The sequence below is a fragment of the Acidovorax sp. SUPP2825 genome (assembly GCF_030158995.1).
Lineage (GTDB): Bacteria > Pseudomonadota > Gammaproteobacteria > Burkholderiales > Burkholderiaceae_C > Paracidovorax.
This window is the reverse complement of sequence record NZ_BQXK01000024.1, coordinates 1-12,167: the sequence shown is the minus strand read 5'-3', so window position 1 is coordinate 12,167 and position 12,167 is coordinate 1. Positions and strand designations below refer to the sequence as shown.

The window sequence follows — 12,167 nt, the reverse complement described above, 5'->3', positions numbered from 1 at the left end:
TGATTTTGCATGTGCGCACCGCCGCGCACGGCCCTTCCGGGAGGCTCCCGCCTCTTTGCGCAGCCCCTGCCAGGGCGCCGGCTGCACCATCCACCCCTTGACTGAATTTCCATGAGTTTGCGTATCTACAACACGCTGTCGCGTGCGCTGGAGCCTTTTTCTCCGCTGGAGCCCGGACATGTGCGCATGTATGTCTGCGGCATGACCATTTACGACCTGTGTCACATCGGCCACGCCCGCATGATGATGGCGTTCGACGTGGTGCAGCGCTGGCTCAAGAGCAGCGGCCTGCGCGTGACCTATGTGCGCAACATCACCGACATCGATGACAAGATCATCCGGCGCGCGGTGGAGCGCGGCATCACCATCCGCCAGTTGACCGACGAGATGATCGCCGCCATGCACCAGGACATCGGCGCTTTGGGCATCGAGCCGCCCTCCATCGAGCCGCGCGCCACCGAATACGTGCCGCAGATGCTCGCGCTGATCGGCGCGCTGGAAGACAAGGGCCTGGCCTACCGTGCCAGCGGCGGCGACGTGAACTACGCGGTGCGCAAGTTCGCGGGCTACGGCAAGCTGTCCGGCAAGTCGCTCGACGAGCTGCGCGCGGGCGAGCGCGTGGCCGTGGCCGACGGCAAGGACGATCCGCTGGACTTCGTGCTGTGGAAGTCCGCCAAGCCCGAGGAGCCGCCCGAAGCCAAGTGGGACAGCCCCTTCGGCGCCGGCCGGCCCGGCTGGCACATCGAGTGCTCGGCCATGAGCTGCGCCACGCTGGGCGAGAGCTTCGACATCCATGGTGGCGGCGCCGACCTGCAGTTTCCGCACCACGAAAACGAGATCGCGCAGAGCGAAGGCGCCACCGGCAAGCCGCTGGCGCGCTTCTGGGTGCACAACGGCTTCGTGCGCGTGGACAACGAGAAGATGAGCAAGTCGCTCGGCAACTTCTTCACCATCCGCGACGTGCTGGCCAAGTACGACGCCGAGACCGTGCGCTTTTTCATCGTGCGCGCCCATTACCGCAGCGCCCTCAACTACAGCGACGCCCACCTGGACGACGCGCGCGCCGCACTCAAGCGCCTGTACACGGCATTGAGCCTGGTCGCGCCGGCGCCCACACCCTCGATCGACTGGACCGACCCCTACGCGGCCCGGTTCAAGGCCGCCATGGACGAAGACTTCGGCACCCCCGAGGCCGTGGCCGTGCTGTTCGATCTGGCCGGCGAGGTCAACCGCACGCAGTCGCCGCAGACCGCCGGGCTGCTGAAGGCGCTGGCCGGGTGCCTGGGCCTGCTGCAGGGCGATCCGCAAGCCTTCCTGAAGGCCGGGGCCACGCTGGACGAAGCCGCCATTCAGGCGCAGATCGCCGCGCGCGCCGCCGCCAAGGCCGCGAAGGACTTCGCCGAGGCCGACCGCATCCGCAAGGCGCTGCTGGAGCAGGGCATCGTCCTCAAGGACTCCGCCGCCGGCACGACCTGGGAGGCGGCGCAGTGAGCGGTTCCTGGATGAAGCGGCCTTTGGCGGCGGTGAAATTTCTGGTGCGGGCGGGATAAGCGGTGGCTGCGACGAAAAAGACAGCCCATGACGGGCCGCAACTGATCGCGCCCGCGTACTGGGCCGAGGCCTGCAAGCACCTCGTCAAGAAAGACCGCGTGATGAAGCGGCTCATCCCGCAACTGGGCGACGTGGCCCTGCGCCAGCGCGGCGATGCGTTCACCACGCTGGCGCGCAGCATCGTCGGCCAGCAGGTGTCGGTGGCATCCGCGCAGAAGGTGTGGGACCGTTTCGCGGCCCTGCCGCGCACCATGACGCCGGCCAGCGTGCTCAAGCTCAAGGTGGACGACATGCGCGGCGCGGGCCTGTCCGCGCGCAAGGTGGACTACCTGGTTGATCTGGCGCTGCACTTCGATACCGGCAAGCTGCACGTCAAGGACTGGGATGCGATGGACGACGAGGCCATCACGGAGGAGCTGATCGCCATTCGCGGCATCGGCCGCTGGACGGCGGACATGTTCCTCATCTTCCACCTGGCCCGCCCCAACGTCATGCCGCTGGACGATGCCACCCTGATCCAGGGCATCAGCCAGCATTATTTTTCGGGCGATCCCGTGAGCCGCAGCGATGCCCGCGAAGTAGCTGAGGCCTGGAAGCCCTGGTGCAGCGTGGCGAGTTGGTATATTTGGCGGTCGCTCGCCCCGTTGCCGGTGGACTATTGACGCCCTCGCGGGAGGGCGCGGCAACCGATGCTGCGTCCGTGCCCGTGGTGCTGGCCTGAACAGGGCGAGGAGCCCAAGGAGAATTACGTTGGCGAAAAAAACCTTTCTGGATTTCGAGCAGCCGATTGCCGAGCTCGAAGGAAAAATCGAAGAACTGCGCTACGTGCAGACCGAAAGCGCCGTCGATATTTCGGAAGAGATCGACCAGCTCAGCAAGAAGAGCCACCAGCTCACCAAAGACATCTACAGCGATCTGTCGCCCTGGCAGATCACCAAGATCGCCCGCCATCCCGAGCGTCCCTACACGCTCGACTACGTGCGCGACATCTTCACCGACTTCGTCGAGCTGCACGGCGACCGCCACTTCGCCGATGACCTGTCCATCGTGGGGGGCCTGGCCCGCTTCAACGGGCATGCCTGCATGGTGCTGGGCCACCAGAAGGGCCGCGACACCAAGGAGCGCGCCGCGCGCAACTTCGGCATGAGCCGCCCCGAGGGCTACCGCAAGGCCCTGCGCCTCATGAAGACGGCCGAGAAGTTCAAGCTGCCGGTGTTCACCTTCGTGGACACGCCTGGCGCCTATCCCGGCATCGATGCCGAAGAACGCGGCCAGTCCGAGGCCATCGGCCGCAACATCTTCGAGATGGCGCAACTGGAAGTGCCCATCATCACCACCGTGATCGGCGAGGGCGGCTCCGGCGGCGCGCTGGCCATCAGCGTGGCTGACCAGGTGGTGATGCTGCAGTACTCCATCTACTCGGTTATCAGCCCCGAAGGCTGTGCCTCCATCCTCTGGAAGACCAGCGACAAGGCGCAGGACGCGGCCGATGCCATGGGCATCACGGCCCACCGCCTCAAGGCCCTGGGCCTCGTGGACAAGATCGTGAGCGAGCCCGTGGGCGGCGCCCACCGCGACCACAAGCAGATGGCCGCCTTCCTCAAGCGCGCGCTGGGCGATGCCTTCCGCCAACTGGCCGATCTCAAGCCCAAGGAACTGCTGGACCGCCGCTACGAGCGCCTGCAAAGCTACGGCCGATTCACCGACACCAAGGCCGAGACGCGCTGAAGCACAGGGCTCCGGCACCACGCCCCATGCCATGAACCCAGCGGCCCTTCGGGGCCGTTTTGCATGGAAGTCGCCGCCATCACAGCCCTTTGAAACGTCCCTTTGGCATGACGCAATCCTTCGACGCCGCCATGGCGGCCTTCGCACCGGCCCTGCCGTTGGCCGTGGGGCTGAGCGGCGGGGCCGACTCCACCGCGCTGCTGCTGGCCTGCGCAGGGCGGTGGCCCGGCCAGGTGCATGCGTTCCATGTGCACCATGGGCTGCAGGCGGCGGCCGATGGCTTCGAGCGCCACTGCGCCGACCTGTGCCAGCGCCAGGGCGTGCCGCTCCAGGTGGCGCGCGTGAACGCACGCCCCGCGCCGGGCCAAAGCCCGGAAGACACCGCCCGCCGGATGCGGTACGAGGCTTTTGCGGGCCTAGCGCAAGTAACACTAGGGCATGTCGCTATAAAAACAATAGCATTGGCCCAGCATGCCGACGACCAGGCCGAGACCCTGCTGCTGGCGCTGTCTCGGGGCGCTGGCGTGCCGGGTCTGGCGTCCATGCCTGCGCACTGGCAGCGCGATGGCCTCGACTGGCATCGGCCCCTGCTGCGGGTGGCCGGAGCCGATGTTCGCGCCTGGCTGGTGGCGCGGGGCGAGGCGTGGGTGGAAGACCCCACCAATGGCGACGAGCACTACACGCGCAACCGGATCCGCCACCGGCTGCTGCCGGCGATCGATGCCGCTTTTCCCCAGTTCCGCGACACCTTCGCCCGCAGCGCCGAGCATGCCGCGCAGGCCAGCGAACTGCTTCAGGAACTGGCCGAGGCCGATCTGGTCGCCGTGGGCGTGCCGCCGCGGCTGGCGGCCTTGCAGGCGCTGAGCCGGGCCCGGCAGGCCAACGTGCTGCGCCACTGGCTGCGCAGCGTGCACGGCACCACGCCGGCCGCGGCCCAACTGGCCGAGCTGCTGGATCAGATCGCCGCGTGCACCACGCGGGGGCACCGCATCCGCATCAAGGTCGGCCGCGGCTTCGCCGTGCGCGAAGCCCAGGTGCTCGGTTGGTACAATTCCTAGGTTTTGGTCCCCATCCCTGCACGAAAAACGGCGGCGCGCCAGAACAATTTTTCTCCTTTCCCTGCGCCGTCTTGCGTTTCGTCATTCCAGATATCCAATGGCACTGATCGTTCATAAATACGGCGGCACGTCGATGGGCTCCACGGAGCGCATCCGCAACGTCGCCAAGCGCGTGGCCAAATGGGCGCGGGCCGGCCACCAATTGGTGGTGGTGCCCAGCGCCATGAGTGGCGAAACCAACCGCCTGCTCGGGCTGGCCAAGGAGCTGGCGCCTTCTCGCGCCACGTCCGCCTACCACCGTGAACTCGACATGCTGGCCTCCACCGGAGAGCAGGCGTCTTCCGCGCTGCTGGCGATCGCGCTGCAGTCCGAAGGCATGGAGTCGGTGAGCTATGCCGGCTGGCAGGTGCCGATCCGCACCAACAGCGCCTACACCAAGGCCCGCATCGAATCCATCGACGACCAGCGCGTGCGCGCCGACCTGGCCGCCGGCAAGGTCGTGATCGTGACGGGCTTCCAGGGCATCGATGAGCACGGTCATATCACCACGCTCGGCCGTGGCGGCTCGGATACCTCCGCCGTGGCCGTGGCCGCAGCGATGAAGGCCGCCGAATGCCTGATCTACACCGACGTGGACGGCGTGTACACGACCGATCCGCGCGTGGTGCAGGAGGCGCGCCGCCTGGCCACCGTGAGCTTCGAGGAAATGCTGGAGATGGCCAGCCTGGGCAGCAAGGTGCTCCAGATCCGCTCGGTCGAGTTCGCCGGCAAATACAAAGTGCCCCTGCGCGTGCTGTCCAGCTTCACGCCCTGGGACATCGACATCAACGAAGAAGCCCGCTCCGGCACGCTGATCACTTTTGAGGAAGACGAAAAAATGGAACAAGCCGTTGTATCCGGCATCGCATTCAACCGCGACGAGGCCAAGATCTCCGTGCTCGGCGTGCCCGACAAGCCCGGCATCGCCTACCAGATCCTGGGGGCCGTGGCCGATGCGAACATCGATGTCGACGTGATCATCCAGAACCTGAGCAAGGACGGCAAAACGGACTTCAGCTTCACCGTGAACCGCTCGGACTACGCGCGCACGATCGATCTGCTCAAGGAAAAGGTCGTTCCGGCATTGGGCGCGCAGGAAGTGGTGGGCGACGCCAAGATCTGCAAGGTCAGCATCGTCGGCATCGGCATGCGCAGCCATGTGGGCGTGGCCGCCAAGATGTTCCGCGTGCTGAGCGAAGAGGGCATCAACATCCAGATGATCTCGACCTCCGAAATCAAGACCTCCGTCGTGATCGACGAGAAGTACGTGGAACTGGCGGTGCGCACGCTGCACAAGGCGTTCGAACTGGACCAGTCGCCCGCTTAACGAGTCAAAACCGCCTTCAATCTGAGGCATAATAGCCGGATTGGAAACGTGACCGAGTGGCCGAAGGTGCTCCCCTGCTAAGGGAGTATGGGGTGTAGAGCCTCATCGAGGGTTCGAATCCCTCCGTTTCCGCCACAATGAAAAAACCTAGCTAGATCAACGATTTAGCTAGGTTTTCTTCTTTGGACTGGTAGCACTTCTGGTAGCAAACCAAGTGCTCACACTGCCTGTCTATCTTCGTGGTCAGACCTACTACCTACACACTAGGGTAGGCCGCCACCAGTTCAAACGCTCTCTCAAAACTGCCGATCCAGTGCTTGCTAGACTGCGAGCATTGGAACTTTTGCGAGTGATCGAGATGAGTAAACCGAAGCTATCCGATTTCAATTTTGATAGCAAAGAACTAAGGCGCTACGAAATTGAACTTGGAGGCGTTCGGATTAAATCCGATGGGCCAGACGATCACCAACGAGCCTTGGAAGCTATTGCAGCTTTGAAAGGTGTTACCAGTGCTACGCAGAATATTCAGCCTGCGGCTGTACCCTTTGAACAGGTCCCTGTTCATTCGCCTAACGGCCTTACAGTCACAGAGCTATTGAATCGCTATTTGCAAATGAAGCAACTAGCCCCAGGTTCAATTTCAGCAGTTCAAAATACGGTATTGCAGTTTGCTACCTTCGTGGGTAAAAAGAAAACCATTGATCAGATTTTGAAAATCGATGTAACTCGGTTCGCTGAGAAGATGAAGGCTGAGGGTCTGGCCCTCCAAACTGTTCAGACCAAGATTAACCTGCTAAAAGCAGTGTTCAATTTTGCAAGGGAGTATAGCTACCTCAAAGGTGAAAATCCTGTGAGCTTGAAGGTGATTACCAAGGCTCAGAAAATGGCAGCAGGCTATGATATTTTCGATGATGGTGATATTGTTGCAGTCTATGCAAAGAGCTATTTTGACCCCCAGAAAATCAAAGACCCAGATTATTACTATGCGTGCTTAATTGCTGTGGTTACTGGTTTGAGAATCGGAGCAATCACAAGCCTATGTAAAAATGACATTCAAAAAACAGATTCTGGAACCTGGTTTTTGAGAATTCGAGATGACAAAACAGCCAATGGTAAGCGTGATGTTCCTGTAATTCCTGAGCTACTGAACTCGGGTTTTGAGGCATATATTGCAACCAAAGTGGGGCCAATTTTTAAATACAGTGAGTTGGCTGGCCGGGGTAAAGGTAACGCAGTAGGTAAGAAATTCACCCGACGATTGGAAGAGTTGGGGCTTAAAAATCGCAAGCTGGTATTCCATTCGTTGCGAAAATATGCAAACGATTACTATGCCAAGGCAGGTGTTGTTCTTGAGGCTCGGAGCCAATTTTTCGGACATGAGCTGGATAACACCAATGTTAACTACTACACCAAACCATACTCAATCGATGCACTTTTTGAAGTTGTGGCACAAGCTCAGTTGAAGATTTTTGGTAAGCTCTACCAGTAAATGAGCTTGACAAATCCATATAATCAACTACCCAAAGGGTCGATGACCGCCCAATAAAAAGAACCAACCGTGAGGTTGGTTTTTTTATGGGTGGAAGGTATTTGGTATTACCCCCGGAGGGCTCACCCAACCCCGAAGTGGGTTGGTATAGTGAGTGATACCAACCCCCGTTGGTATCAGACTTGATTATCCAGCAAAACCTGTTAATATTAAATGACAAGAAGAAAAATAACAGGAGACATAAAACCATGGCAGAACTGAGCTGCATATTAAGAACGGCCAAAATAAAAACCAGAGGAAAAATTACGCAAGCGGTGGAGCATAATCTCAGGTTGCGGTTTCAGCCAAACATTAATACAAAGCTAACCCCGACTAACAAAGTTGTCTTCAATTCATTAAATGCAAGTATCACGGATGCGGCAGACTTGCAAAAGAAGTTGAGTGCTTATTATGATGGATTGGGAGTGAAGGAAAAGAGTGATAACGTACTGATGATGGAATTTGTGGTCAGTGCGTCACCCGCCTTTTTCAAACCGAGAGATGATAAGAAAATTGACGCCTGGACAAAATCCCAACTGGATTTCTTTAAGAAGGAATATGGCAGCCAATTAAAGATGGGGGTTCTACACCTGGATGAAAAAACACCCCACCTGCATTTTTTTATAAGCACAGAGATGAAGTCTGTGAAAAAATACAGGAACCAGAAAGGGGAGTTTTTTAAAGAGAGCTGCTCTCTAAATGCAAAGAGATATAACCAGATTTACCTGAGAGATTTGCACGACCGTTATGCCAAGCACAATGCACACTTTGGATTGATAAGAGGTGTTAGAGGCAGCAAGAAAAAACATAGAGAGCTAAAAGAATTTTACGATCTTGTGGATGAGGCGCTGGATACAGACTACCAAAAGATTGTTGGTCAGCTTTTATCTTACTTCATACAAGGCCTCGGCCTTGTAAATACCAAAACCAAAGTGCAAGAGTTATTTAAAACGAGGGTAACCCCTCGTCTTCAACTCCTTGTAAAAAACCATTTGGCATTGAAAAAGGATACGAAGGCAAACAGAGAGAGGGAATACGCACTACTGCAAACACTGCAAAAGCGTGCAGAAAAAGAAATTGCCGAGGCACTTGCACAGCAAATGCACTACGGCAAAGGATTAAAAACGATAGCAGACTTAAGAAATGAAAATAAAGAACTGCGCGCTGAAAATAACCTGCAAAAGGCCGTTATCACCTCGCAGGCAAAGAAAATAATAGAGCTAGAACGTGCGCGGACCGTTGAAAACGCTGGTGCTGGCCAAGCCGGAAGAAAAATAAAGCTTGACAAATGATTGGAAATCCTTAAATTTGGATTATTTAAGGATTTTTATGGTTCCTATGCTATTTTTCTATTTTGAAATGGTGATAATAAACACCTTATTGATCACAGCCATTTGTCTTGCCATTTCGTTACTGCCCAAAAAAATGCTCGTAAACATTCCGGATCGGATTGTTAGAAATAAATTCGCAACCTCTTTGCTTAGGCTTCACGCTGCTACGAACTGAATTAACACTAGAATATGGAATGGAGTGCAAACCGTTTCCATAATCTATCATTTTGCAATTTTTACTCCAAACGGGAAAATATGTTGCATGTATGGAGGCAATTATTATGGTGATGAAGATAAACACCAATAAGCCAACCTTTTTTTGTTGATTTTCATAATAAAAAGCTGATTTGTTGAATTGCGATATCCGCAGAAGTTTCACACGCCTTGCACCAATCGATGTACAGAAGTACATCCACGTAGCGCTCACCTCTCTCTATCTTGGAAACGTATGACTGGTCCAGAGATAGCCTCTCTGCAAGTTGGACCTGGGTCAAGCCAGCACGTTTCCTAAGCTCCTTCATGTGTTGCCGTAACGCAACGTAACGACCATGGTAGATGGACTGAATCATCCATCCACGCTATAGGCCAGATCGGAATAGGTCGAATTGACCTTTTTTGAGTAGGATGAGGCCATCAGGTTGAGAGGTTCAACCTGAACTACCTACCTATGAGGAAGCTATGGAAAGCAGTGTTCAGAAGGCCTATGAACGTGTAACGAACGAAGATGGGACTATCGACCTTAAATTTGAAGGCAAACGGTTTGGCCAGGGTGCCGCAGCGTCTGGATTTATCCTTGCACTCGTCATGTTCCCTGTGTCGTGTACAGTGACTTCACCAATCGTTGCCATTCCAAAGAATTCGTCTGCTGGGCTTGTAATCGTTTGGTTTGCAGTGTCATTTATTCTTTGGTATCTGGTCATGTTGTGGATTTCCACTACTTCACACACCATTAAACTCCGTCCAGGTGTGGGATTGGAGTTTGATTCTGTTCGGTTGCCATTTCATGAGATTAGTCATTTGGGAACAATGACTGACCACCAAACCGCTTATATTTATGCGACTTCTCATGGAACGGAAGTTCGCCTTGGGAAATTCTTGAAACCAGCACTGGCTGATTCCATCGTGAGTGAGATTAAGGCAGTTTCTGGGACGACTTGGAGTTGACCAGGGAATAATTCACCCGCAATTTTTGAGTCTTCGTCAAGCTCAGCATTATTGATTGCTACCATTTTTGCAGCAGTTTTCTTCACAATGTTGAGCTTGACCCCGATGTTATCTTCAAGCTCTTTGATTCGTTTAGCGTGAATATTGAAGTCTTCAACATTCTGTTCTATTGCAGTGCAAAGTGATTGCAGAGTAGCCGAAGGGTCTAAGGAGATGATTAGTTCTTTTGGAGGTGGCTTCATTTTATTCTTAGTTTTTGACTCGATTTCTCTACTCTGGAACAGTACTTTTACTAGCCCAGCGTGTTCAAGCCGTCGCACTGACCTTTGCAGATGATCTATCTGCTTGCGGTCATTTGTTAGCTCTTCTACCGCCTTGGCTAGCGTGTAGTAGGTTTGACGGGAGTAAACACCCCATACTCGATGTTTAAACGTTGCATGGGCACATAATGTGCCGTAGACCTTCCGATCATACTCTGTGATATTTCTACTGTGAAGTTTCTTGAAGACTTCGACTTCGATATTAATGTATTCTGATGCCATTTTAATTCCTAACTCTGGTATTTTCAAAATAGCAGAGAAAATGAAAATGTCAAGTTATAAAAATTCGACACTTTTATTTTCTTAGTTTTAGAGAGAGTGAATCTACTTATTCTCCATACAACTAAGGTTTTGCTTAACTGTAATACCTAATTGTCATCAATGATGTATCACTAATAGGTCGGCTTGGTTTGGGATCGTCTTGAAACCCGCGCCAGCATTAGGTTTCTTTGGTTTGGCCTTGACAAATCGACTTTTAGGTGCTGGTTTGGGTATGCCTTGAAACCCAATACTGGCGCGGGTTGTCGTGGTTTGGTTTTTGGTTTGGCTCTTATAATCTGGACAAATCGATTTTGTTCTTATAATTTTCAACAATAAAACTTGACATTTGATTTATTTTTACGTATTATATTTTTAGCTCAAAATCCTTTCTTCTGGTAGAGAATCTGTTGGCCTGAGCAAATGAAAAAGCCCCTTCTAAGGGGCTTTTTTGTTGCCTGTTGCAAAATGATGCAGAAATTTTGCCTCGGTAATGAAAAAATAGAAGTCTTTAACAAAGGGAGTTTGGGTTGAGTAATACGTATACCTACGGCATTCATCAGCAATTGCAGCCGCAAGAATTGTTATTCTTGGTGTTCGTAGACACCGCAGCAAGTCACTTCGGAATAGACGACGTTACGGCAATAGGTGCGGTTATCGCAGGCTATCCAATGCTACCCACACGAGGGAAGTTTGCGGGAGCAACGAAAGGAACTTCTATCGCCTCGGTTGTTTCTCGGAAGGTGCTTCCCTTTGAGTTGAAGCACAGAATACTCCCCACAGTTACCTGGAAGAGTATGTTGCAATTGAAGGTGCTATTGGTAAAAAATATAGGAACATTTGTAGGCAGAACAATTCCTGTGGTTGGAGTGGTTATGCTCGCCTATGATGCATACAAAATATCCACTGAATCTGTGCGGGCTTATAATGAGCTGGTACAAGAAGAGGATAAGGTTTTCTGATGGCAATCAATTCCATTGCAGAAATTGAGGATTTTGTCAGGAAAGAGTCTGGAATATTTCCTGGCAAAAAAATTAATCCCTCTACCACAATTGAGGATGATCTTCATATCACAGGAGATGACGCAATAGAGTTCATGGAGAAATTCTTTGATAAATTTGAGGTGGATTATAGTAGCTTCGATTTTCAAAGATACTTCAACGGTGAAGGTTTTAATCCGTTCAAACTATTGCTATTGCCATTCCCAAGTTTCCGAAGGAAATTTCAACAAGAGGCTGAAAAGGTTCCGTTAACCCTGGGTATGCTTGCAAAAGCTGTCGAGTTGAAGAAGTGGGACGCTGAAAAGATCGAACAGCACCAATTAAATTAATTGCATGCTTGACTGGTAACAGGTTTGGTAGCGAAATTTAGATTTTAAACGCTGCTAAGTCCTTGATTTTGCTGGGTTTTCGGTTGGGAATTCATTGTCCCTCCGTTTCCGCCAGGTACAAAAGCCCCAAGTGATTTTTCACTTGGGGCTTTTTCCTTTTTGCGCGGCCGCTTTAGCATAGGACGGAGCATCGATGCCGCTACTTGCGCCCGCGATAGCGTTCTTTTCAAAACCCGCTTCGGCGGGTTTTTCGTTTCGACCGGTTTGCCGTTTTTTTGAACGCGCCATGCCTGCGCCGTGGCGCAGATTTCGATCCGTACCCTGCCAGAAATGACCTGGGTCAAGTAATTTGCCGCGATTGCGTGTCGTCCGACATCCACGCGGTGTTCGGGACGGCGAGGCGAGGGGGAGCCTCTCACAACCCCATGTTTGACGAATCCGAATAGGGAGGAGTGGGCGCCAGTAGCCGTTTGAGCGTGATGAGGCCCAGCAGCGGTCTGCGCCTGGGTGCATGAGGGGCCTTGCAGGCCCGG

General features: G+C 54.1%; 12 protein-coding genes and 1 tRNA gene. 10 read left to right on the top strand and 3 right to left on the bottom strand.

Annotated elements, in window-relative coordinates:
• Positions 1 to 111 precede the first annotated feature (111 nt).
• From cysS to AVAK2825_RS21850, 8 genes are all read left to right on the top strand, one after another.
• A complete protein-coding gene (cysS, locus tag AVAK2825_RS21885) occupies positions 112 to 1,491 on the top strand; it encodes a cysteine--tRNA ligase (protein WP_284402558.1) in 1,380 nt (459 codons plus the stop codon).
• Between the two features lie 62 nt (positions 1,492 to 1,553).
• A complete protein-coding gene (locus tag AVAK2825_RS21880) occupies positions 1,554 to 2,213 on the top strand; it encodes a DNA-3-methyladenine glycosylase family protein (protein WP_272563992.1) in 660 nt (219 codons plus the stop codon).
• An 88-nt stretch (positions 2,214 to 2,301) separates the two neighbouring features.
• Positions 2,302 to 3,279, top strand: coding sequence for an acetyl-CoA carboxylase carboxyltransferase subunit alpha (locus tag AVAK2825_RS21875; RefSeq protein ID WP_272563991.1), 978 nt, complete (start codon positions 2,302 to 2,304; stop codon positions 3,277 to 3,279).
• Between the two features lie 107 nt (positions 3,280 to 3,386).
• Positions 3,387 to 4,337, top strand: coding sequence for a tRNA lysidine(34) synthetase TilS (tilS, locus tag AVAK2825_RS21870; protein ID WP_284402557.1), 951 nt, complete (start codon positions 3,387 to 3,389; stop codon positions 4,335 to 4,337).
• 97 nt (positions 4,338 to 4,434) lie between these two features.
• The gene (locus AVAK2825_RS21865) at positions 4,435 to 5,703 is read left to right on the top strand and encodes an aspartate kinase (protein WP_284402556.1); all 1,269 of its coding nucleotides are present in this window, start codon (positions 4,435 to 4,437) and stop codon (positions 5,701 to 5,703) included.
• Between the two features lie 42 nt (positions 5,704 to 5,745).
• A tRNA-Ser gene (locus tag AVAK2825_RS21860) sits at positions 5,746 to 5,838 on the top strand.
• A 223-nt stretch (positions 5,839 to 6,061) separates the two neighbouring features.
• A complete protein-coding gene (locus AVAK2825_RS21855; protein ID WP_284402610.1) occupies positions 6,062 to 7,192 on the top strand; it encodes a tyrosine-type recombinase/integrase in 1,131 nt (376 codons plus the stop codon).
• Positions 7,193 to 7,440: 248 nt separating this feature from the next.
• Positions 7,441 to 8,523, top strand: coding sequence for a plasmid recombination protein (locus tag AVAK2825_RS21850; protein WP_284402555.1), 1,083 nt, complete (start codon positions 7,441 to 7,443; stop codon positions 8,521 to 8,523).
• A 368-nt stretch (positions 8,524 to 8,891) separates the two neighbouring features.
• Here AVAK2825_RS21850 and AVAK2825_RS21845 read toward each other — a convergent pair whose 3' ends face one another.
• Positions 8,892 to 9,131, bottom strand: a complete 240-nt coding sequence (locus tag AVAK2825_RS21845) for a helix-turn-helix domain-containing protein (RefSeq protein ID WP_284402554.1) — start codon at positions 9,129 to 9,131, stop codon at positions 8,892 to 8,894.
• 495 nt (positions 9,132 to 9,626) lie between these two features.
• Positions 9,627 to 10,268 (bottom strand): hypothetical protein, encoded by a 642-nt coding sequence (locus AVAK2825_RS21840; protein ID WP_284402553.1) that lies wholly within the window; start codon positions 10,266 to 10,268, stop codon positions 9,627 to 9,629.
• Between the two features lie 566 nt (positions 10,269 to 10,834).
• Between AVAK2825_RS21840 and AVAK2825_RS21835 the strand changes: the two genes are divergently transcribed.
• Positions 10,835 to 11,266: an STM2901 family protein gene (locus tag AVAK2825_RS21835; protein WP_284402552.1), complete on the top strand. Its 432-nt coding sequence runs from the start codon at positions 10,835 to 10,837 to the stop codon at positions 11,264 to 11,266.
• Positions 11,266 to 11,634 (top strand): DUF1493 family protein, encoded by a 369-nt coding sequence (locus AVAK2825_RS21830; protein WP_284402551.1) that lies wholly within the window; start codon positions 11,266 to 11,268, stop codon positions 11,632 to 11,634. The genes AVAK2825_RS21835 and AVAK2825_RS21830 overlap by 1 nt, the downstream gene beginning before the upstream one ends.
• A 138-nt stretch (positions 11,635 to 11,772) precedes the next feature.
• Here AVAK2825_RS21830 and AVAK2825_RS21825 read toward each other — a convergent pair whose 3' ends face one another.
• Positions 11,773 to 11,922, bottom strand: a complete 150-nt coding sequence (locus AVAK2825_RS21825) for a hypothetical protein (RefSeq protein ID WP_284402550.1) — start codon at positions 11,920 to 11,922, stop codon at positions 11,773 to 11,775.
• Positions 11,923 to 12,167 lie beyond the last annotated feature (245 nt).